We start from the raw sequence: 20,781 nt of genomic DNA, 5'->3' as shown, positions 1-20,781 counted from the left end.
ATTTCACCTTCTTCCTATAAAAGAATGGATACTGGTTTTTCTAAATACGTTTTAACAGTTGATAAAAATTGTGATGCCGGAGCCCCGTCCAGCACGCGATGGTCAAATGTCAGACTGAGTGGCAGGATCGTCCCTTTACATAATTCATTCCCATGATATACAGGCATGTGATCCGCTTTGCCAACGCCAAGAATACCTGCTTCCGGCGGATTCAAAATCGGTGTAAAATGTTCCACACCATAGGCGCCTAGGTTAGTGATTGTAAAGGTAGAGCCTTCAATTTCATCGTGGAGAAGTTTGCCTTCACGTGCTTTTTTGCCATACGATTTGATGCTCTTCGCCAGCTCAATAAGTGAAAGTTTTTCCGCGTGCTGAATAACAGGCACTGCCAGACCGTGATCTAAAGCAGCAGCGATTCCAAGATGAACATACTCAAAAGTTTCGACTCTATCATTCTGATATTGACTGTTCATTGCAGGATGCTCTAGCAGGGAAAGAACCACTGCTTTGGCTACAAAATCGGTCATGGTTAATTTCATATCGTGTCGTCCTGCGGCTGTTTCGTTCAACTCAGACTGTAATGCTGTCAGCTTTGTCACATCCGCTTTCATCGTAATTGTTAATTGTGCACTTGTTTGCAGGCTTTCCATCATTCGCGAGGCAATGGTTTTCCGCATCATGCTGACTGGCTGATGCTTTGGTTCTTTTTGTTGTTTTTCTTTTTCATCAGGAAGTGCTCGAAGCACATCCGCTTTCGTGATTCTCCCATCTGGACCTGTTCCCACTAGTGTATGAATATCCAGATTAGCGCTTTGAGCAATCTTACGTGCCACAGGGGAGATTTTCTTTCTCTCTTTCTTTTGTTTTGGCGGCAGGTCTTTTTCTTTCTTTTCCTCGACCTGTTCATTTCCTTCACCGATATAGCAGATGACCGTGCCAGGCGGTACACCTTCTCCCTCAGGCACTTTTATATCCAATATGGTTCCTTCTGCAGGTGATTCGATCTCCATTTCAATTTTTTCAGAGTTGATGCTTGCAATGCTTTCCCCTTTATTTACAGTCTCTCCGATCTCTTTATTCCAGACAGATACCGTTCCTTCTTTCATTGACATGCCCAATTTCGGCATCACAACCTCGACAGCCATCTCCCTCTCTCCTTTCTTTAGTTCAAGATCTTGTCATGACTCTTTCCAACCATCTCTAATACGGTGTTCACAACCTTATCAGGTGTCGGCAAATAGATATCTTCAAGCGGTGGTGAAAACGGAACCGGTGTATGAGGAGCCGTCACTTTTTTGATTGGAGCGTCAAGTAAATCGAACCCTTTATCCGCAACCAGAGAAGAAATATCAGCGGCAATTCCGCACCTTGGATTTGCTTCATCCACAATGACAAGCCGATTTGTTTTTTCTACTGAAGCTAGAATGGCCTCTTCATCGAGCGGTGACAAGCTTCTTGGATCAATCACCTCTGCTTCAATTCCTTGGGCAGCTAATTGCTCGGCCGCTTCGAGTGCTGTATGAACTTGTTTGCCTACTGCAAAAATGGTCACATCTGAGCCTTCTCTTTTCACATCTGCTTTGCCAAGCGGCAGCGTGTAGTATCGCTCTGGAACATCTCCTGTGATATTGTAAAGCGTTTTGTCTTCAAAAAAGATGACAGGGTCCTGATCCTCGATGGCTGCCAGCAGCAATCCTTTGGCATCGTATGGTGAAGAAGGCACCACTACTTTCAATCCAGGGATGCTTGTAAATAGCGCATACAAGCTTTGCGAATGCTGAGCAGCTGCTCTAAAACCCGCCCCATGTGTCGTTCTGATCGTGATCGGTACCTCTGCTTTTCCGCCAAACATATATCGGAATTTTGCTCCTTGATTCAGCACTTGATCCAGACAGGTGCCGATAAAATCATTAAACATGAGTTCTGCAATTGGTCTTAGCCCTGTGGAAGCTGCTGCCATGGCCGCACCTACATAGCCAGCTTCACTAATCGGTGTGTCAAGAACTCGCTCACGTCCAAACTCCTGAACGATTCCTTTCGTTACACCAAGCACACCGCCCCATGCTTCATCATCTTGTAAGTGATCGACATGAGCACCTCCAGCCACATCTTCCCCCATTAAAATGACATCCTCGTCTCTTCTCATGGCAAGTTTAATCGCTTCATTTAATGCACTAGACATGCTGATTTCTCTTGTCATTTTCCTCTCCCCCTTTGATTTATTGATACGAAACATACACGTCGGTCAATAATTCGGTCTGATCTGGATAATTACTTTCTTCACTGAATGTAACGGCTTCATCTATCGCTTCTGCTACAGCCGCTTCAATATTTGATAGCTCTCCATTCGTCAGCAGCTGCTGCTTGATCAATTCATTTTTAAAAAGAGCGATCGCATCCCTCTCTTCTTGATGTTCTGTTTTTTCTTGATTTGTTTTGTAACGCTGGGCGTCTCCTTCGAAATGGCCATAATTCCGATATGTCATGCATTCAATTAATGTCGGACCTTCTCCATTTTTTGCTCGTTCAATTGCTTGTTCTGCGGCTTGATAAACGGCCATCACATCTTTTCCATCTACCTGAATCCCAGGAATGTCATAACCGGCGGCTCGATCTACGATTGATTTGCAGCTTGAAGCATAGGAAAATGGTGTCGCTTCCCCGTACCCATTGTTTTCTGCAATGAAAATGACGGGCAGTTTCCAGATGGCCGCGAGATTGATTCCTTCGTGGAAAGTCCCTTGATTGTTTGCACCATCCCCAAAAAAGCAAACGCTTACATTTTCTGTCTTTTTATATTTAGCTGTGAGGGCTGCCCCGCACGCAAGAGGAAAGCCCCCTCCAACAATTCCGTTGGCACCAAGCATTCCTTTATCAAAATCTGCAATGTGCATGGATCCGCCTTTGCCTTTACAGAGACCTGTTGCTTTCCCATAGATTTCTGCCATCATTCCTTTTAGGTCACAGCCCTTCGCTATACAGTGGCCGTGGCCCCGGTGTGTACTCGTAATACTGTCTTTTTCATTCAGATGAGCACAGACTCCTACGGCAACAGCTTCTTCGCCAGCATAAAGATGGACAAACCCCGGCAAGATTCCTTTTGTAAAAAGCGTGTGCACCCGGTCTTCAAATTGGCGGATTTCCTGCATTTTTTGATACATCCATACGGCTTTTTCTTTAGTCAATGCCATTTCCATTTGGTAAAACCTCCTATCTTTTTTGCTTGCACTTCTATACAAGCAAAAATCGTGCCAACATGACGACGCATGAACACTTAGGTTTTGAACGAATCATACCGATGAAAAAAGAGACAAAATGAGACATGCGTCTCTTTTTGTCTCAATATGTCCACACATCTATCGGAACAAAAAAAGCATCCCCATAGAGGAATGCTTATCACAATGAATCGGTTGTGCGCAGCCACTTTAATTTCCCTTTGCAGACGCCGCATACATAACGAGAGGTATCAAACCGTCTTTTCCTTATAAAAGACCGGCCGCATCCTGTGCAAATATATTCATGGCGTTTCTCCGCACGGCGCTTATTTTGCATGGTCTTTAGCGGTGTACAAAAACGCGGGGCTCCTACTTTTTTTAATAAGGCTTTAAAATCACGGTCGCGATGCTGATAGCCTTTTCCCTCAAGATGCAGATGATAATGACACAGCTCATGCTTGATGATCCCAATTAATTCTTCTCGACCATGCTCCTCTAGGTATCGGCGGTTCAGTTCGATGTTGTGTGTACCAAGTAAATATCGCCCGCCTGTCGTTTTTAACCGGTCATTAAAAACAGCCTGATGGCGGAATGCCTTGCCAAAGAACTGCTGGGAAATGTGCTCTGTTAACTGCTGTAACTCTCTCTCGTTCAATCAAGATCGTTCCTTTCTATAAAAACCTCGAACGGGACAATTTCCCCTATGCATACATTGAAGGTACATCCACTGTTTCGATCAAAGGAGGAATGGGCGATGCCCAACTGGCTGAAAAATCAGATGCAGAAGGCATTTTATGAGAAAAATCATTATCAAATCAAATTGCTGAATCAATGCTGGTACTTCTATAGAAAAAAACATTCAGTCACATCAAGGCACACCCCATCCTAAGGTGCGCCTCGTTTTTTTGTTACTCTGGTTTCAGCATGGAGAGGGCAACGCGGCCTTTTGCCTGGTCAACAGAGTCCACCCATACGGTCACAATGTCACCAACTGATACAACGTCAAGCGGATGCTTCACAAAACGATTGCTTAGTTTAGAAATATGCACAAGCCCATCCTGCTTTACGCCAATATCAACAAATGCGCCGAAGTCTACAACATTTCTCACTGTTCCTTGCAGCTCCATTCCTTGCTTCAAGTCCTCCAATTTCAGCACATCTGTTTTGAGCAGCGGTTTTGGCACTTCATCCCGCGGATCACGCTCAGGTCTTGTCAGCTGATCAATGATATCTTGAAGTGTAATTGTCCCAATGTCCAGCTGCTGGGCTGCTTCGTCCAGTTTCACTTCAGCCATTTTCTCTTTTAACTGCTCTGTGCCAAGATCGTCTGGCGTCATGTTGATCATGCGTAAAAACTGTTTTGTTTCTTTATAGCTCTCAGGGTGAATACCTGTACGATCAAGCGGGTCTTGTCCATCTGTAATGCGAAGGAAACCGATACACTGCTCATATGTCTTAGCACCGAGCCTTGGGATATCCTTCAATTCTTTTCTGCTTGTGAATCTCCCAATCTCTTCGCGGCGCTTGATGATATTCCCTGCGACGGCTTTTGAAAGGCCTGATACATATTGCAGCAGCGCCTGTGAGGCGGTATTGACGTTTACACCAACTTGGTTGACGACTGTTTCTACCACAAAGGTTAACGAGCTGTTTAATTGCTTCTGGCTGACATCATGCTGGTATTGGCCCACACCGACAGACTTCGGATCAATTTTCACGAGCTCTGCTAAAGGATCTTGTAATCTTCTAGCGATTGAGATGGCGCTTCGCTCTTCGACTTGCAGATCTGGAAACTCTTCTCGTGCCAGCGCTGATGCGGAATAAACACTTGCTCCAGCTTCATTCACAATCAAATAAGACACCGGCTGATCCAGCTCTTGAATCAAGTCTGCAATGAATTGTTCTGTCTCTCTTGAGGCTGTTCCGTTTCCAATCGCAATCACTTCAATGTTTGATGATTGAATGATCTCTTTGACTTTTTGTTTCGCTTCCGCTTTTTTCTGCACGGGCGGATGCGGGTAAATGACGCCAATATGATGGACTTTGCCTGTATCATCCACGACAGCTAATTTACAGCCTGTCCGAAATGCGGGGTCGACTCCAAGTACACGTTTCCCTTTCATCGGCGGCTGAAGCAGCAGTTTTCTTAAGTTTTCAGCAAAAATATGAATTGCTTGTTCCTCTGCTTTTTCTGTCAGCTCTTTTCGTATTTCTCGTTCGATGGAAGGCTGAATGAGGCGTTTATATGCATCATCGATTGCCGCTTCAATCAACGGTCTCGCCGTCGTCTGTTTGCCTTTTAGAACTTGTTTGTCGAGATAAAAGCGAATATTTTCAGCAGGTGGTTCGATAGCTGCCTTTAAAATGCCTTCTTTCTCCCCGCGGTTGACCGCTAGTACACGGTGCGGGACAATCTTTTTGATTGGCTCTTGATAATCGTAATACATTTCATAGACGTTTTTCTCATCGCTTTCGACGTCTTTTCCTGATGTGACAAGACTGCCCTTTTGGTACGTTTCACTGCGAATCCATTTTCGCATATCAGGATCATCTGCCAGCTGTTCAGCAATGATGTGCTGCGCACCCTCAAGTGCCTCTTCTACATTTGTCACTTCTTTTTCTTCGTTAATAAAAGCAGCTGCTTTCTTCTCGATCTGATCGCTTGGCAGCGTGAGTAAATATTCCGCCAGCGGCTCCAGCCCTTTTGCTTTGGCTACATTTGCCTTTGTTTTGCGCTTTTGTTTGAATGGCCGGTATAAATCTTCGACCTCTTGCAGTTTATGAGCTTGTTCAATTTTCTGTTTTAATTCATCAGTCAGTTTGTCTTGTTCAGCAATTAAGCGAATGACTTCTTCTTTTCGGTTCGTGACATTTTGGATATATGTATAGCGCTCTGAAATGGTTTGAATTTGCACCTCATCCAGTGAGCCTGTCTGCTCTTTCCGGTAACGGGCAATAAACGGGACGGTGTTGCCATCCTCTAAAAGCTTGATCACACTTTCAATTTGTTTTGTTGAAAGCTTTAATTCTGTCGCAATTTGTTTCAATAAAAAGTCAGATGTCTTCATACTTTGCATCCTCTCACTGTGTCTTCTCTTTTAGTGTATCAAAAAAACCGGCAAAACAGAAAAAAGGTCAGCTATTTTACGTAAGCTGACCAAGTATATAGGTGAGATCGTCCTTTTTGTCTTGTGTGTATGTTTCAAGCTGTTTGGCGATGTCTTCAACTGAATGTCCATGCTTTAAACACATGCGCATGTTTGGCACATTCAGTCCGTCTGAATACATAATGAATATCGATCCTTTTTCGTAGGAATAGGTGTATGTTTTATATTTTCTAGGTTTCCCTGATAAGTATCCTGATGTCGGAAGTGGATAAATATAGTCGCCAGAAGGTGCATTCAAGATAAACCGAATATTACCAACCGAACAATAGGTAAATTGCTGCTGGGAAAAATTCACCTTTAATATGGCCACAGTGGCCCCGCGTTTATTTTTCATAGCCTGATTGCATCTGTCGATGAGGGCCGCCACATCCTCATGTCCATATTCTTCGACAATTTCGCTGACTAAAGAAGATGATTCATTGGCGTACTGGCCGCTGCCTAATCCGTCTGCTACAGCACAAATTAGTTCTTCATCATCTGCTTTAATAAAAAAACTGTCCCCGCAGCATGGTTTTCCTTCTTTATTCGATTGATAGATAATGGCGTTTACATGCTCATGCTGTTCAATCTGTTTCATTACCCTAGCTCCATAGACGCATCTTCTGATAATGCATCTCGCAGTTTTTTCACTGCCTTCCGCTGAAGTCTCGATACATGCATTTGGGATATGCCAAGTAAATCGCCTGTCTCTTTCTGACTCTTATTTTGCAAGTAAGTCAGATTGATAATCTCTTTTTCTCTATCCGACAGCACATGAAGCACACTCTCAAGCATCATTTTTTGATTCACACGTTCGTAGCCCTCTTCCTGTGAGCCGACAACGTCTAGAATCGTCACCGTACTTCCTTCAGAATCAGCCTCTACACCTTGGTCAACAGACAGCGCTTGATAGCTTTTGCCCATCTCCATGGTTTCAAGTACTTCTTCTTCTGTTACATCTAAGTATTCTGCTATTTCTTGGACTTTAGGTGATTTCTGTGTCTCGGTTGTCAAATGATCAACTGCCATTTTGATTCTTGGTCCAAGCTCTTTAATCCGCCTTGGTACATGGACACTCCATGTCTTATCTCGTAAAAAGCGTTTGATTTCCCCGATGATGGTTGGAATGGCAAAGGCTTCAAATGATTTACCGACGAGCGGGTCGTATCTTTTAATGGCGCCAAGTAAACCAATCATTCCAACTTGTCTGAGGTCCTCATGAAAGCTTTTTCCTTTAGAATATTTTTTCGCCAGCATATCAACCAGATTTGTATAGCATTCGACCAGCGTCAGCTGCGCCTGCTCGTCTTGATTGGTTTGATAGCTTTGGATAAGGCGGTCTACTTCATCTTTAGTTAGTTTCATAGTTTTGGATGGTTGTGTCATGGTCAACTCGCTCCCTGTTTAAAAACTTTGTCATCGCCACGGTAACTCCGGAGTTTGCTTGCACCTCGACTTCATCCATCAATGTTTGCATTAAGTATAAACCAAGACCTCCTTCTGCCAATTGATCCACCGTATGAGCAGATGTGTACGGTCCGAGGTCTTCCTGTTTTTGCTTAAAGTCAAAGCTACCGCCTTTGTCAGCGACAATGATTTCTAGACGATCCTCGTAGACAAGAAAGCGAACAGCCACCTCTCCATCTTCGCCGTCTTCACCTTTGTAGGCATGCTGAACTGCATTTGTACAGGCCTCACTGACGGCAATTTTTAAGTCCTCAATCTCTTCATAGGCATAGCCCATCCGGCTCGCTACGCCTGACAGAGTCAAACGAATGATGCCTACATATTCTGGTTTTGCCGGTATTTTCATCTCGATTAGATCTACTGATTCGTTCATTGTACCCCACCCTCTGACTTTGCAGAAATGTCAATGATGTCCTTTAACCCAGTGATTTCAAACAACCTTACAAGCCGTTCTGACAAGTTCTCAAGCTTTAACGTTCCACCTGCTTTTTGAGCCGCTTTAAACAGCCCAACGAATACACCTAACCCTGTACTATCCATATACGTAACATCCTTTAGACAGATTTCAAGATGCTCTCCCGCCTCAGCTTTAGGCATGAGCGTTTCTCTTAGCTCAGGAGCGGAGTACACATCAATTTCTCCGCTGACACTGATTTTCGTTTTTTGATCTATTTGATGCTCTTTTACAGACATATTCATTATGCATTCACCTCGAAATTCTTGTTTCCTAAAGTTTTATATACCCGCATGTTCACTTTCTAAACCTTTCTTTTGAGAACAAGTAAAGTAAAGTCATCGTGCAGCTGAAAATCCTGCAGTTTGAGTAAGCTGGCGTAGATGGCATCCACCATTTCTTGAGCTGAGTATGATAGGTGCTCAGATATGAGTGTTTTGATGTCCTCCCGCTCTAAGAAACCATCCTCTGACTTGGATTCTGTGACCCCATCAGAGAATAAAATCACCATGTCTCCTGCGTCCAAATGCTTCTCGTACTGTCTGTAGTCAAAGTCTGGTGCGATCCCAAGAACAAGCCCTTTTGCATCTAAATCGTAAAATGTGTTCTCTTTTTTGCAATAGAAAAAGCCCGGCTCATGACCAGCCGATGCGTATTTAAACTCATGCGTTTCTTTATTATAGCTGCCATAGAACATCGTGATAAACATACTCGGGTCTACGTTTTGCTCGACAACACGATTCAGGGTTTTCAGCACCTTTGTTGGGCCGCTCCCTGACTCTGGCAAGGAATCCATCGCATATTTAATCATCGACATACAGAGCGCAGCTGGGATTCCCTTTCCAATGACATCTGCGATCGCGATATTGATTGTATCGTGATCCGTCACAAAGTGGTAATAATCTCCACTCATCTGTTTTGCCGGTACACTAATTGCACCAATATCAAAGGTATCTCCTTCTGGAATTTTCGTTTCCAGAAGGGTTTGCTGCACATTTGCAGCTATTTCGATTTCAGATTTTATTTCTTGCTGGATGCCTCTGAGTGTTAAATGTTCTTGGTAGGCAAGTCCGTACCCAATCATGACTTCAATTAAGAAGTCTAGTGAATGAAAAACATCTTCCGGCAAATCAGGGTAAAGCTCCTGAATCACTTTTCGGTGAACACTCACTATTTCTTCAGGAGGTATTTGATGCTCAATGGTTTTACGGCTAAATTTTTGAGCTTGATAAAGCGATGTTTCAGTTAAATCACTGATATAACGACTGAGCAGCTGATGGTACCGCTGCTCCATTACCTCCTTAAAATCCATGGTTTCCCTCCTAGCGAAGCCACTTAACAGCTTGTATCTCCGTTCCTTGTTCTGGTGCAGAATCTAATTTAAATTCATCCATCAGTCGTCTGACGCCCGGAAGACCTGCTCCGAGTCCGCCTGATGTTGAAAATCCGTCTTCCATTACTTTACGTATATCCATGATACCTGGCCCCTCATCGGCTGCGATAACTTTGAGTCCACGCTTTCCGCGCTCCATCACTTCATCTATACAAATCTGACCTTTACCAGCGTATAAATAAATGTTTCGAGCTAATTCTGAAATGGCCGTCGTAATTCTTGCTTGGTCAACTGTACCAAATCCAAGTTCTTTTGCAACATTGCGCCCCAATTGTCTTGCTGCGACTATGTCCCATTCCGTCAATATTCTTACACAGGATTGGTCTTTCATATCTATTCCCCCAATTCCCGCTTCAGTGTCTCAAGCCCTTGTTCAAGATCTAGTGCTGTCTGAATTTCTTCAAGCGATATTCCAAGTTCAATCAGCGTCACAGCGACTGCCGGCTGTATTCCTGTTAATACAACTTTTGCCCCCATGAGCTTGGACATCGTGATCACATCACCTAATACCTTTGCAATAAAGGAATCAATCATGTCAACGGATGTGAGGTCAATGACAACACCGTTTGCTCCTGTTTCATGAATTTTATTCAGCAAGTCTTCTTGAAAGTGGAGAGCTGTTTGATCATCAAGCTCCCACTGTATCGAAATCAGAAGACAGTTATATAGTTTTAAGATTGGAATCTTCGGGTGATTTCTCACTGGGTTATCCCTCCAATGAAACAATTTTTCGATTTGTCATTTCCAAAGCAGTTTGAATTCCTTTTTGAAGGGTATTCTTTGTTGTAACTTGAGATAAATCAATTCCAAGGTTCACAATGGTTTGGGCTATTTCTGGACGAATACCGACAAGCAAGCACTTCGCACCTACTAATCTCACAGCCTCTGATGCTTGAATGATATGATGCGCCACCATTGTATCAACGACAGGTACACCCGTAATATCAATTAAGACGACTTGTGAACGATGTTTGACGACACCGTTGAGCAGATTCTCCATAATTTTTTTGGCACGTTCTGTGTCAATTGTTCCAACAAGCGGCATGACGGTAATGTGCTCAAATACTGGGATCAGCGGGGCAGAAAGTTCCTGCAGCGCGATTTTTTGAAGGTTGACTGTTTTCTCCCATGAGATGGAATACTGGTTTAAGATCTCGTTATGAATAGGCGTGATGAAGCGATCAATTTGCCAGATGAGGTCATGACTTTCTTCTGTTGTATCTTTGTCATTGTTCATTTTTTGATATAAATGTGAACGGATTTCTGTTAGACCATTTGCCAGTAACTTAAGTGATATACCCATTTGAACAATTTTTAAAGCAAAAGTTTGCACTTTTTCTTCAAAATCTTCAGCATACCCTTCTGAAAGAGATGTAATGATTAAATGAACATATTCCGAACAGATGGTTTCATACATATTGTCGTTCAGCATCATGTCCGTTTCCTTTTCTCCGAGTCGTCTAAAAATGTCCGTCCACTCTTTTTGTAATTCCTCTCGATGCTCTCTTGCAAAAGCTAACACGATATGATTCGACATGTTTTACCCCCTACGTACATAAACAGCACTTCTTTTAGTCTTTCTTCATTATAACGTTAATAAAAATTGAACACAAAAAAAAGTTGCTCCCAAGAGAGCAACCAAATCTCACCATATTAAAAATCAATAAGAGCCAAACTAACTTGTAAGGCTTCATCAACCTTCTCCATCATCTCGTCATCAAGATGTGTGATTTTATCTGTCAATCTTTGTTTGTCGATTGTACGAATCTGCTCCAAGAGAATGACAGAATCTCGCTCAAAGCCGTAGCGCTTTGCATCAATTTCGACGTGAGTCGGTAATTTCGCTTTTTGTATTTGGGCTGTTATGGCTGCAACGATAGCAGTCGGGCTGAAGCGATTTCCAATGTCATTTTGAATCACCAATACTGGGCGAACCCCGCCCTGCTCGGAGCCAACAACAGGAGATAAATCAGCAAAGTAAACATCACCGCGTTTAACAATCAAATGTTTAACCCCCGCTGACTAATCGCTCAACTGTATTCTCAGCCTCAAATTCTGCGTATTGTGCCTCTGAAGAGATATTCAGATTAATTTTCGCCATCTCCATGTAGCCGCGTCTCATCGATTCACGATTTTGTCGAATATTACGTTCACGAATATACGTTTTTGTCGCTCGGTAGATCAATTCATTTCTTGTTACCTTATCCTGCTCTGCTACTCGTTCGATTTCAGACATCAAAGCCTCCGGTAGTCGAATCTTCATTTCGTTTGTTGCGCTGGATTCAGACAAAAAACATACACCTCCACAAAACTTACGGATACCGTTTCGATCCATTCCAAGACTAATCATACCATTATTCAATGCGCAAGCAAAGCTGTTTTTTCATGATTTCTTATTAGAACATGAAGCGGCTGTTCACCCGTAAATCAAAGATGATAATGGAGTTCCTCTTTCACATTATACGCTTTTTTCCGAAAATCATACGGTATTTCCAAAATCTCTAAAAAAGGGAGAATGTTTACCCCTGCTTTGTAGAATAAAAAAGAACGATGTCAGTTTGACGATCGTTCCTGTGAATGCTGTTTAGAAAAAGCTTGACCCGCCTTGCAGCAGCGGATTCCGCACATGTACCCTTTTCCCGTCCTCTATATATACTCTTGGGACGCGGTGGCCAATGGAGCAAGTGACTTCATAGTTAATGGTTTCAAGCCTTTTTGCAATTTCATCGACTGATACCATTTCTTCACCTTGTCCACCAATCAAAACGACTGGCTCCCCTGCTGGAAGGTTCTCTTTCAGGTCAACCATGAATTGATCCATACATACCCTTCCGGCAATCTTCCGGCGCTTTCCGCCAACAAGTACTTCCGTTCCTGCCAGCTTCCGGATCCACCCGTCTGCATAGCCGACTGGTACCGTACCGATCCATGTATCTTGATTAGCTGTATACGTCGCCCCGTAGCTGACACTCTCACCCTTTTGAATGAGCTTCACATGGGCAAGCTTTGTATGAAGAGACATGGCTTCTTCCAGCTTGAAAGGAAGTTCATCTTTGATTTCCTCTGATGGTGACAGCCCGTACATACTGATGCCGAAGCGAACCATATTAAACAACACTTCTTTAAACCTTAAACCTGCTGCACTATTGGCACAATGAACGAGCAGCTTTTCCGTATGAAGCGGCTGAAGCAGGGTTTCAAAGGTGTCAAACTGCCGATCAAAATAGTTCTCATCCTTTTCATCCGCGGTCGCAAAGTGAGTAAATACACCTTCCAGCTGTAAATAAGAATTCTCGCTGACAAGCTTCTTTACTTCGCTGACTTGCTCCAACGTTTTCACACCTAAACGGTTCATTCCGCTGTCTATTTTCAAATGAAAACGAATGGGTTGTCCCATCTGCCCTTTCACCATATCGGCGACTTCCCTCAGCCACCTGGTGGAGTAAGCGGTCATGATCACATTGTATCGAACGGCGGTTTTGACATACTCCGGCGGTACTGCGCCGAGTACAAGAATCGGTGCTTTAATGCCTTGATTTCTTAAAGAAATGGCCTCATCTAAAAAGGCTACAGCTAACAAGTCTGCTCCAGCGTTGAGGGCAGCTCTTGCCACTTCTATATCTCCATGTCCATATGCATTGGCTTTCACAACAGCCATCAGTTGAACATTTTGACCGATATGATCTTTCATATGTGAAACATTGTGCTTGATTGCTGTTAAATTAATTTCTGCCCATGTGTCTCTATAAAAGGCATTTGTGTCCATCAGTCACACTTCCCTATTGAATGATTCAATCCCTTCATATGATACTAAAAATCAAGAATAATGTGAAATAAATCAAAGAAAATCAGCCCTTGCACAGGGCTGATGCTTCATTTATCATTTCCGCCTGAGAACCTCATTTATTTAGCTGACTGGCCTTCTACACTCTTTGCGACCATCAAAAGCTCTTCTTTCGATAGATCACTTGAGGAAATTAAGTAGTCAACTCCGCCAGATGTCCATGAGAGGGATTGATCTGTCAGAACCCCTACTGTCATACCAAGATCGACCGGCTCACCGTTCATCGTAACAGGCGTAGACGCTTCAGCTACTCGCGCTTTTTCCTGGATAAGTGTGAAGGATTTCTTGCCGCCGTACGTAATCACATAACGCTTCCCAGCATCTGTCGTCATTTCTTTCTCTTCCATCTTCTTCACGCCTTCTGGCATATCAACTGGTGTTTTCACCGCAAAGCTGTCAGATGGGTCTGCACTTGTGGCAACATCCATTTGAGAGAGTGTCATGTTTTTCTTCTCATCAAATGCATCTTTGTCAAAGGATTTATTGAATTCAAAGTGAGAGAATTCCACTTTCACCATTGGCTTTTTGTCGCTATCCAGCACTTTCACACTGGCAGGCGCCATTGTTTTCTTATGAAAGGTAATCTCTTGGGTAGGCAGCATTTGGTTGTGCTGATAATTGGTCTTCGTTTCGAACACATACTTTGACTCTTTCGCTTTGAACTGAGCTGCACTGTCATTTTTAATGTCCTTCACAAGGGATTCGAATAAATAGACCTGACTGCTATTATTCGGCCAATCACTATGGAAACGGAAGCTCTTGTTCAATGAAGGTGTCAGCACAAATACACCATTGCCATTTCTTAAAATGACTTGACTCTGATCCTTTTTCGGATTTTCTAAATAGACACGGTAAAGCTCCGGCTTTTTGTACCAAATTTCTACCTGGTACTCCTGCGGATCATTTCCTGTCTCAATGGTCATTTTTGCTTTGGCTTTGTATGATGTCATTTCCTCTGCCTTTTTGTTTAAATCTCCAACGATATCCTGCTGAGATTTTTGACCGCATGCGGAGAGAATCAGTACAAAAAGGATTCCCGTTACAAGCAAAACAAAGCTTTTTCTCACCCTTTTCAACCCCTTCGTTAATTGTGTTAAAAGGAAGAAACCGCTTGTTTGACTTTAACAGTACGCCTCAAGAGTTAACTGCGTACCGCGAACCATCAAAGCCTGTTAGCAACTCGCCCTTCCTTATCGCACTACCCAATATATGAAGGGGGGACAAACAATATGCAGACTAGCTTGACAACCTTTCAATTAAAACTTGTGCGGCAGCATATTCCTTTGTATGGGTAATGGACACATGAATCTGATCTCCCTCCGCTTTCTTGCTTTTGATGAAGGGTTTTCCCTTATCGTCTTTTTGAATGTCTATGTCATGAAAGCTTAAATGCTGACCGATTCCCGTTCCGTATGCTTTAGCGAAAGCTTCCTTTGCCGCAAAGCGCCCTGCCAAAAATTCCAGCTGTCTTTTTTCACTGAGTGTACGAAAGACGTCCTGTTCACTTAAAGTTAAAATGCGTTCCGGTAAACGAGGCTGTCTTTTGAGCACTCGCGAAAGACGGTCGATCTCTACAATATCAATGCCTATTCCTTTGATCATGAGGTCCCTCCTATGATACTCGTACTAATTTAAGTGTTCGCTTCATAAACGTGTTACTATAAACTTACCATTATCTAGTCAAAAGGGGTTTGTTATGTTTATTCGAACGGAGAGCTTTCAACAATTTATTAGATCGTATCCAATCGTAACAGCGATCCTTGCTTTACAAATGGGCCTGTGGCTTATATTTGCGGTTCCTATCCCTATGATACAGCTTGGACAGGATCATCTCGTCGGTTTCAATTATGGTGTAGCGGCTGGGGAATGGTGGCGGCTCGTTACACCTATTTTTCTTCACGGAAGTCTCACACATATTTTATTTAATTCCATGTCCCTTTTCTTATTCGCCCCAGCGCTTGAACATTTGCTTGGGAAGGTTCGATTTCTGATCATTTATCTTGGTGCAGGATTCATTGGCAATCTCGGAACCTATTGGGTGGAGCCTTTAGAGTATGTACATGTTGGCGCTTCTGGTGCGATCTTTGGTTTGTTTGGGGTTTATCTATACCTTGTCCTGTTTAAACCGCACATGATGGACCGCGGGAATTCACAAGTGATTTTAACGATTCTTGCTGTTTCTGTCATCATGACGTTCGTCAATTCGAACATCAATATCATGGCTCACTTATTTGGATTGATCGGCGGTATGCTTCTAGCACCGATTACGCTGCTTTTCCATTCGAAAAAAAGACGATATTGATCTCATAAAAAATGTCGATCACTCCTCATGCAGGAGCTGATCGACATTTTTCGTTTAAGACGATTGATTTTTTTCATACGAATACCAATCAAATACACGTGCCGCATCTTCTTCCTCAAGGTGATGCACACCAAAGGAATCAAGCAGCGCAGAGGATTTCACAAAGGTGTGAATACTTGCGACCCGGCCTTTCTTTTGGAAAAAAGATTGCGTCATCGTATAGTTTTGCATTCGTTTTCTCAAGACAATGCCAGTGGTCTTGCCAATGCCTCTTGATGTCATTTGAATCAATGAACCTTTGATTGTATATCCTGATTGTTTATAAGCTAAATAGCCGAAGAATAGAGCAAGCGGTAACGGAATGAGTCCCAAATACCCCCATGGCGGAAAGCGTACCGACAGGATGACACCTGCAAGTAACGGCACAAAGCCATATGAGATCAGGTAGCGTTTGAGTGAACGCTTTGGCACTTTTTTCAGCTCTGTTTCTGGTGCTACATGATAATGATCGGTGAATTGTGACAGCAATTCATTTATTTTTTTCTTCCGAATGAGCGGAAATAAGACAGAAGAGGTTTCTTTCTCTGTAATCGAACCTCCTGCACTAACAAGCATCACCGTCGCAAAACCAAAAGGCTCACGGATCATATTCTCTTTGATTTTCACTGCTTGAATTCTCGCAAGTGGAATGGTCATTTGATGTCTCTCGATGAGCCCTCTTGTAATGATGATGTCATTCCCTTTTCGTTTTGCAGCGAAATTCGCATACTGAAGTGCTGTTACCCCGACACTCAAGATCCAAGCGATCAATACGGCAAGAAATATCAAAATCGCATAGATTTCAACGCTCGCATGGCTTAAAAAAGAGAACTGCTTGAAGAACCCGTCCAAAGGGAGAATTTCATCTATTTGCGTGTAGATGGCAAGACACCCGGATATAATGACACCGATACCGCTTGAAGTGGTCGCAGCCAAAAGCAATTCTGGCACACCCATACGATAGGAGACATTGATTTCTTCCTGCATCGGTTTTTGCGCAGTGAAATGGCCGGGCAGATCACCTGCTTCATCCGTCATTTCTTCTTCCTGCAAGCTTTTCTTCCGGTTGAAAATCGACTGCTTTAATTGTTCCGCTTCTGCTTTTGTAATCGCGGTCAGGCTCACTTCTGGACCATCCGTTCCGCCTGCCGTTTCGATTTGAACCCGCACTAAACCGAAAATCCGCTGAAAAATGCCTTCACTTGTATTAACCGTTTGAATTCGTTCTAACGAAATATATTTTTTCTTTTTCGTAATCACACCCGATTCCACACGAAATTCATCGTCTTCCATCCGGTAAGTGAATCGTCTCCATTCTAAAATGGTAAAAACGGCTTTCCACAAAAGAAGCGCACCAAGAATAATAAATGCATAAAAGCGAATGCTCGAATTCGAGTTCACAAAAATCAACACGAAAAAAGGGATAATGAAGTTTTTGATCATGGATACAGCATCTGATATAAAATCAATGAACATCGAAATGGGATGTACACGTTTTGGTTCAGACATCATCTTCCGTCACCCTTGCTAAACGAGATATGTAATCACGAAGCTCATCTGCCTCTTCTAATTCTAGCGCCGGTATATCATGAACTGTGGCAGCAGTCGAAATTTGAACAGAGGCCAAACAGTAGCGCCTTAAAAGCGGCCCTTGAGATGTATCAACATGCTGAACACGAACCATTGGCACAATGACACGTGTGACGCGAATGAGTCCATGCTGTATTTCAATTTCATTTTCGAATACTTCGTAGCGCCAGATGTGGTGGCGGATTTTTGGTATGAGCCAAATGCCAAAAATGACCTGTAAGACCCATAAACCAGAAAGGATCGCTCCAATCCAATATGGCCATTGGAAATAGTAGCTGGCAACAAATACCCCAATGATGATGAGTAAGAAAATCAATGAGATAATTCCATTTTGAAGACGCCATACCTTTAAACCATTTAAACTAATTTGACGTTGCGGCTGTTTTCTCACATTCTTCCCCCATTCTCTTACTTTTCTATCAATATATTACGTAACAAAGCCGAAAAAGTTTCAATTTTAAAAAAAGCGAACCCTGCAAAGGATTCGCTCTTGTATGTTAGTTGTTATAAGATTTCTTTTGACGACGATCGTTAGAAGAACGATTGCGGTCATTTGAAGAACGCTTTTTATCACCATAAGATGAACGGCTGTTCTTGCCTTTTCCACGGTAGCCTCCGCCACCGCCGCCGTCTCTGCGTTTAGAAGAGCTGCGGTTGTTACGATGACGTTTAGAAATCATCGGTGCTTCATCTGTTAAACGAACAGGCGTTGCATCCGGCTCTTTTGTCATCATTTTGATCGCAGCTGCAACCACTGTTACAGAATCATGATCTTCCAACAATTCAGCAGCAGCTGTCATGTAGAAGTTCAAGTTGTTTTCACTGATGATTGTGCGTAGACGGTCAACTGTTACTTGCTGTTGTCCTTCAATCGCCTCATCTAGTGTAGGCTCTTTCATACGATCCATTTTACGTTTAGTCGTTTGCTCAATCGCACGAAGCATATCTTTTTCACGTGGTGTGATGAATGTCATCGCCATACCTGTACGTCCAGCACGTCCTGTACGTCCAATACGGTGCACGTAGCTTTCTGGATCTTGCGGTACGTCAAAGTTATACACGTGTGTTACGCCTGAGATATCAAGTCCACGTGCTGCAACGTCTGTTGCGACAAGAACATCGATTGAACCCTCTTTGAATTTACGAAGCGCAACCATACGTTTTGCTTGAGTCAGGTCACCATGAATTCCTTCAGCTGTATAACCTCTAAGGTTAAGTGCTTCAGTCAATTCGTCAACACGGCGTTTCGTACGGCCAAAGACAATTGAAAGCTCAGGTGATTGAATGTCAAGAAGACGAGTCAATGTATCAAACTTTTTACGTTCGTGAATATCCAAATAGAACTGTTGGATGTTAGATACAGTCATTTCTTTCGCTTTTACTTTTACGTGTTCTGGGTTTGTCATGAAACGCTCTGCAATGCGCTTAATTGGTGCAGGCATTGTTGCAGAGAATAAAAGTGTTTGGTGTTCACTTGGTACATTTGAAAGGATCGCTTCAATGTCTTCGATGAAACCCATGTTTAGCATTTCGTCTGCTTCATCTAGCACAACTGTTTCAACATTTTGAAGACGCATTGTACGACGGTTAATGTGATCGAGTAAACGTCCTGGAGTCCCTACGATGATATGAGGATTTTTCTTGAGCGAACGGATTTGACGGCCGATATCTTGTCCACCGTAGATAGGAAGTACGCGTGCACGCTTGTCTTGGCCGATTTTATATAGCTCTTCAGATACTTGAATCGCTAATTCTCTTGTTGGCGCAATGATAATCGCTTGGATATTTGGAGACGCTGGGTCGATTTTTTCAACCAGAGGAATACCAAATGCTGCAGTTTTTCCTGTTCCTGTTTGTGCTTGTCCGATGACATCTTTATTTTGAAGACCGAGAGGAATCGTTTCTGCTTGAATCGGTGTTGCTTCTTCAAATCCCATGCGGTTAATAGCCTTCATGAGACTTTCGCTTAATTGAAAATCTTGAAACGTTATAGTCAATTTATTCAAACTCCTTCTAATTGCTGTTTCAGTAATCTCGTGAATGATCATTAAAAACTGCCCTTTTCTGAAAGGACAGGTCCATTATATACAAAGCCCGAATTACCCTACCTTATATCTTACCATTACACTATTTGTTTTTCAACAAGACAGAAATGGATATATCTACTGTTCTACAATGACAGATTCACCTTCACTTTGATCTCCGTCCATCCATTTCCACTTTTCAAACAGTTGAATTTTTCCGTTATCCAGCTGCTTTGGAGTGGAATTGCAAGTCCCGCTTCTTATACTGCCGTCCTTGCTTACATGGTGGTATCTAAAATGAAGTGTTCCATCCTCATTCACAGTTCCTACAAGTACGCCTGATATAATACTGCAGCCTTGATATGTGCCCGTTAGTATATTCCCGTCCTGATAATATTGAAATATGGTTCCTGCTGATACTTCTCCGTTACTCGAATTAGACTGCGGGATAAAGGTTTTTCCGTCATATTGAAACAACCGAATCAACCACCTTTTCTTTCCTATTGTACCATATGCCTGTCACTCATTCGACAAAAATGATGCAAATTTTAACAAGTGGGATTCAATTTATATTAGTTTAGCCACATTTTAGCTTTTCTATATATTAAATTGCTTTTTTTAGAAAATGTTCTACTTTCTCAAACAATTGCTGGGCACATGGCTCATGACAAACATGATGTTTACAATCGGGCAAATAAAACATTTCTTTCTGGCGAGACGGGACTTTATGATAAATAAATTCTGCACTTGAAGCAGGCACAATCCCGTCGCTTTCACCTTGAACAATTAACACAGGCAGATGAAGCTTCTCAAGCGAATTCTTCGTTTGCTTTACCAGCTTCATAAATTCTATCGCGGCTGACAGCGGCGTGCTTGTGAGCTTATGGCGATATCGATCATATAAAGGGTTTGTATCAATGATCCCTGACAGGGACTCCTTCACCATCTGCCTTGTGTCTTGCATCATTTGTTTTGGGTTCACATATTTAGCCGCAGCACTTAATAGGACGAGACGGGCAACTGGGTACTTCGCTGCTAAGTAAGAAGCAATCATTCCGCCCATAGAAAAGCCGATCAAATACACGGTGTCACAAGTTCTGTAAAGGGATAGAAGTTCGAGTTCAGCTGTCGCTATCCATTCTTGATAAAGAATGCCTTTTAACTGAAGCTCATCCCCATGCCCCGGAAGCGTGACAGACTGCACTTCCCAATCTGCCGTCTGTTTTAAATATTGCGCCAGCGGTTCTACTTCATAAGGGGCACCCGTAAAACCGTGGATACATAAACAGCCAATCATTCTGTCACCT

25 protein-coding genes are annotated in these 20,781 nt (G+C 42.9%); 2 read left to right on the top strand and 23 right to left on the bottom strand.

Annotated features, from left to right (window positions below; all coding sequences use genetic code 11):
* Positions 1-14: 14 nt before the first annotated feature.
* The 4 genes from M1D81_RS02675 to M1D81_RS02660 form a co-directional block, all read right to left on the bottom strand.
* Positions 15-1,145, bottom strand: a complete 1,131-nt coding sequence (locus M1D81_RS02675; RefSeq protein WP_456265703.1) for a dihydrolipoamide acetyltransferase family protein — start codon at positions 1,143-1,145, stop codon at positions 15-17.
* Positions 1,146-1,162: 17 nt separating this feature from the next.
* Entirely contained in the window at positions 1,163-2,200 is a 1,038-nt protein-coding gene (locus M1D81_RS02670; RefSeq protein ID WP_456265704.1) for an alpha-ketoacid dehydrogenase subunit beta, read from the bottom strand.
* Positions 2,201-2,219: 19 nt separating this feature from the next.
* Positions 2,220-3,197: a thiamine pyrophosphate-dependent dehydrogenase E1 component subunit alpha gene (locus tag M1D81_RS02665; protein ID WP_456265705.1), complete on the bottom strand. Its 978-nt coding sequence runs from the start codon at positions 3,195-3,197 to the stop codon at positions 2,220-2,222.
* Positions 3,198-3,396: 199 nt separating this feature from the next.
* A complete protein-coding gene (locus tag M1D81_RS02660; protein WP_456265706.1) occupies positions 3,397-3,870 on the bottom strand; it encodes a SprT family protein in 474 nt (157 codons plus the stop codon).
* A 99-nt stretch (positions 3,871-3,969) separates the two neighbouring features.
* Between M1D81_RS02660 and cmpA the strand changes: the two genes are divergently transcribed.
* Complete coding sequence (cmpA, locus tag M1D81_RS02655; RefSeq protein WP_008346893.1) at positions 3,970-4,104, top strand: cortex morphogenetic protein CmpA; 135 nt, start codon at positions 3,970-3,972, stop codon at positions 4,102-4,104.
* A 19-nt stretch (positions 4,105-4,123) separates the two neighbouring features.
* Here the strand turns inward: cmpA and M1D81_RS02650 are convergent, their stop codons facing one another.
* From M1D81_RS02650 to acpS, 14 genes are all read right to left on the bottom strand, one after another.
* A complete protein-coding gene (locus M1D81_RS02650) occupies positions 4,124-6,283 on the bottom strand; it encodes a Tex family protein (protein WP_456265707.1) in 2,160 nt (719 codons plus the stop codon).
* Positions 6,284-6,359: 76 nt separating this feature from the next.
* Positions 6,360-6,959 carry a PP2C family serine/threonine-protein phosphatase gene (locus tag M1D81_RS02645; RefSeq protein WP_456265708.1) on the bottom strand — a complete coding sequence of 200 codons (600 nt, stop codon included), beginning with the start codon at positions 6,957-6,959 and terminating at the stop codon, positions 6,360-6,362.
* On the bottom strand, positions 6,959-7,747 hold the full coding sequence (sigB, locus tag M1D81_RS02640; RefSeq protein WP_024427378.1) for an RNA polymerase sigma factor SigB: 789 nt from the start codon (positions 7,745-7,747) through the stop codon (positions 6,959-6,961). The genes M1D81_RS02645 and sigB overlap by 1 nt, the downstream gene beginning before the upstream one ends.
* Positions 7,713-8,201, bottom strand: coding sequence for an anti-sigma B factor RsbW (gene rsbW / locus M1D81_RS02635; RefSeq protein ID WP_024425393.1), 489 nt, complete (start codon positions 8,199-8,201; stop codon positions 7,713-7,715). Before rsbW ends, sigB begins: the two co-directional genes overlap by 35 nt.
* Positions 8,198-8,527 carry an anti-sigma factor antagonist gene (locus M1D81_RS02630; RefSeq protein WP_024425392.1) on the bottom strand — a complete coding sequence of 110 codons (330 nt, stop codon included), beginning with the start codon at positions 8,525-8,527 and terminating at the stop codon, positions 8,198-8,200. The genes rsbW and M1D81_RS02630 overlap by 4 nt, the downstream gene beginning before the upstream one ends.
* Before the next feature lie 59 nt (positions 8,528-8,586).
* The gene (locus M1D81_RS02625; RefSeq protein WP_024425391.1) at positions 8,587-9,594 is read right to left on the bottom strand and encodes a PP2C family protein-serine/threonine phosphatase; all 1,008 of its coding nucleotides are present in this window, start codon (positions 9,592-9,594) and stop codon (positions 8,587-8,589) included.
* A gap of 10 nt (positions 9,595-9,604) precedes the next feature.
* Entirely contained in the window at positions 9,605-10,006 is a 402-nt protein-coding gene (locus M1D81_RS02620; protein ID WP_024425390.1) for an anti-sigma regulatory factor, read from the bottom strand.
* Positions 10,007-10,008: 2 nt separating this feature from the next.
* Positions 10,009-10,377 carry an RsbT antagonist protein RsbS gene (gene rsbS, locus M1D81_RS02615; RefSeq protein ID WP_003214235.1) on the bottom strand — a complete coding sequence of 123 codons (369 nt, stop codon included), beginning with the start codon at positions 10,375-10,377 and terminating at the stop codon, positions 10,009-10,011.
* Between the two features lie 4 nt (positions 10,378-10,381).
* Positions 10,382-11,212 (bottom strand): RsbT co-antagonist protein RsbRA, encoded by an 831-nt coding sequence (locus tag M1D81_RS02610; protein ID WP_025093581.1) that lies wholly within the window; start codon positions 11,210-11,212, stop codon positions 10,382-10,384.
* A 116-nt stretch (positions 11,213-11,328) separates the two neighbouring features.
* Complete coding sequence (gene ndoA, locus M1D81_RS02605) at positions 11,329-11,679, bottom strand: type II toxin-antitoxin system endoribonuclease NdoA (protein WP_024425388.1); 351 nt, start codon at positions 11,677-11,679, stop codon at positions 11,329-11,331.
* A 4-nt stretch (positions 11,680-11,683) separates the two neighbouring features.
* The gene (locus M1D81_RS02600) at positions 11,684-11,965 is read right to left on the bottom strand and encodes a hypothetical protein (protein ID WP_003214273.1); all 282 of its coding nucleotides are present in this window, start codon (positions 11,963-11,965) and stop codon (positions 11,684-11,686) included.
* A gap of 294 nt (positions 11,966-12,259) precedes the next feature.
* Positions 12,260-13,441, bottom strand: coding sequence for an alanine racemase (alr, locus tag M1D81_RS02595; RefSeq protein WP_456265709.1), 1,182 nt, complete (start codon positions 13,439-13,441; stop codon positions 12,260-12,262).
* A 137-nt stretch (positions 13,442-13,578) separates the two neighbouring features.
* A complete protein-coding gene (locus tag M1D81_RS02590; protein WP_456265710.1) occupies positions 13,579-14,595 on the bottom strand; it encodes a DUF4367 domain-containing protein in 1,017 nt (338 codons plus the stop codon).
* Positions 14,596-14,755: 160 nt separating this feature from the next.
* Entirely contained in the window at positions 14,756-15,121 is a 366-nt protein-coding gene (acpS, locus tag M1D81_RS02585) for a holo-ACP synthase (RefSeq protein WP_456265711.1), read from the bottom strand.
* A 94-nt stretch (positions 15,122-15,215) separates the two neighbouring features.
* Here acpS and M1D81_RS02580 point away from each other — a divergent pair, with 94 nt between their 5' ends.
* Positions 15,216-15,821 (top strand): rhomboid family intramembrane serine protease, encoded by a 606-nt coding sequence (locus M1D81_RS02580; RefSeq protein ID WP_456265712.1) that lies wholly within the window; start codon positions 15,216-15,218, stop codon positions 15,819-15,821.
* 54 nt (positions 15,822-15,875) lie between these two features.
* On the opposite strand, the gene M1D81_RS02575 is transcribed toward M1D81_RS02580, so the two are convergent.
* The 5 genes from M1D81_RS02575 to M1D81_RS02555 all read right to left on the bottom strand — a co-directional run bounded on the left by M1D81_RS02575 (position 15,876) and on the right by M1D81_RS02555 (position 20,771).
* A complete protein-coding gene (locus M1D81_RS02575; RefSeq protein ID WP_456265713.1) occupies positions 15,876-17,372 on the bottom strand; it encodes a PH domain-containing protein in 1,497 nt (498 codons plus the stop codon).
* Positions 17,362-17,841 (bottom strand): PH domain-containing protein, encoded by a 480-nt coding sequence (locus M1D81_RS02570; protein ID WP_456265714.1) that lies wholly within the window; start codon positions 17,839-17,841, stop codon positions 17,362-17,364. Before M1D81_RS02570 ends, M1D81_RS02575 begins: the two co-directional genes overlap by 11 nt.
* A 106-nt stretch (positions 17,842-17,947) precedes the next feature.
* Positions 17,948-19,447 (bottom strand): degradosome RNA helicase CshA, encoded by a 1,500-nt coding sequence (gene cshA, locus M1D81_RS02565; protein ID WP_024427371.1) that lies wholly within the window; start codon positions 19,445-19,447, stop codon positions 17,948-17,950.
* Between the two features lie 165 nt (positions 19,448-19,612).
* Positions 19,613-19,951 carry a n-acetylglutamate synthase gene (locus tag M1D81_RS02560; RefSeq protein WP_456265715.1) on the bottom strand — a complete coding sequence of 113 codons (339 nt, stop codon included), beginning with the start codon at positions 19,949-19,951 and terminating at the stop codon, positions 19,613-19,615.
* Between the two features lie 127 nt (positions 19,952-20,078).
* Positions 20,079-20,771: an alpha/beta hydrolase gene (locus M1D81_RS02555; protein ID WP_024427369.1), complete on the bottom strand. Its 693-nt coding sequence runs from the start codon at positions 20,769-20,771 to the stop codon at positions 20,079-20,081.
* Between the last annotated feature and the right edge of the window lie 10 nt (positions 20,772-20,781).

The organism is Bacillus sp. JZ105, from assembly GCF_053903125.1.
The sequence above is the reverse complement of the archived record's forward strand: the minus strand, read 5'-3'. Positions and strand labels throughout refer to the sequence as shown.

What these genes read in the sequence shown, in the direction of transcription:
- M1D81_RS02675 (WP_456265703.1), bottom strand. Translation starts at nt 1,145, where the DNA reads ATGGCTGTCGAGGTTGTGATGCCGAAATTGGGCATGTCAATGAAAGAA.
- M1D81_RS02670 (WP_456265704.1), bottom strand. Translation starts at nt 2,200, where the DNA reads ATGACAAGAGAAATCAGCATGTCTAGTGCATTAAATGAAGCGATTAAA.
- M1D81_RS02665 (WP_456265705.1), bottom strand. Translation starts at nt 3,197, where the DNA reads ATGGAAATGGCATTGACTAAAGAAAAAGCCGTATGGATGTATCAAAAA.
- cmpA (WP_008346893.1), top strand. Translation starts at nt 3,970, where the DNA reads ATGCCCAACTGGCTGAAAAATCAGATGCAGAAGGCATTTTATGAGAAA.
- M1D81_RS02650 (WP_456265707.1), bottom strand. Translation starts at nt 6,283, where the DNA reads ATGAAGACATCTGACTTTTTATTGAAACAAATTGCGACAGAATTAAAG.
- M1D81_RS02645 (WP_456265708.1), bottom strand. Translation starts at nt 6,959, where the DNA reads ATGAAACAGATTGAACAGCATGAGCATGTAAACGCCATTATCTATCAA.
- sigB (WP_024427378.1), bottom strand. Translation starts at nt 7,747, where the DNA reads ATGACACAACCATCCAAAACTATGAAACTAACTAAAGATGAAGTAGAC.
- rsbW (WP_024425393.1), bottom strand. Translation starts at nt 8,201, where the DNA reads ATGAACGAATCAGTAGATCTAATCGAGATGAAAATACCGGCAAAACCA.
- M1D81_RS02630 (WP_024425392.1), bottom strand. Translation starts at nt 8,527, where the DNA reads ATGAATATGTCTGTAAAAGAGCATCAAATAGATCAAAAAACGAAAATC.
- M1D81_RS02625 (WP_024425391.1), bottom strand. Translation starts at nt 9,594, where the DNA reads ATGGATTTTAAGGAGGTAATGGAGCAGCGGTACCATCAGCTGCTCAGT.
- M1D81_RS02620 (WP_024425390.1), bottom strand. Translation starts at nt 10,006, where the DNA reads ATGAAAGACCAATCCTGTGTAAGAATATTGACGGAATGGGACATAGTC.
- M1D81_RS02610 (WP_025093581.1), bottom strand. Translation starts at nt 11,212, where the DNA reads ATGTCGAATCATATCGTGTTAGCTTTTGCAAGAGAGCATCGAGAGGAA.
- alr (WP_456265709.1), bottom strand. Translation starts at nt 13,441, where the DNA reads ATGGACACAAATGCCTTTTATAGAGACACATGGGCAGAAATTAATTTA.
- acpS (WP_456265711.1), bottom strand. Translation starts at nt 15,121, where the DNA reads ATGATCAAAGGAATAGGCATTGATATTGTAGAGATCGACCGTCTTTCG.
- M1D81_RS02580 (WP_456265712.1), top strand. Translation starts at nt 15,216, where the DNA reads ATGTTTATTCGAACGGAGAGCTTTCAACAATTTATTAGATCGTATCCA.
- M1D81_RS02575 (WP_456265713.1), bottom strand. Translation starts at nt 17,372, where the DNA reads ATGATGTCTGAACCAAAACGTGTACATCCCATTTCGATGTTCATTGAT.
- M1D81_RS02555 (WP_024427369.1), bottom strand. Translation starts at nt 20,771, where the DNA reads ATGATTGGCTGTTTATGTATCCACGGTTTTACGGGTGCCCCTTATGAA.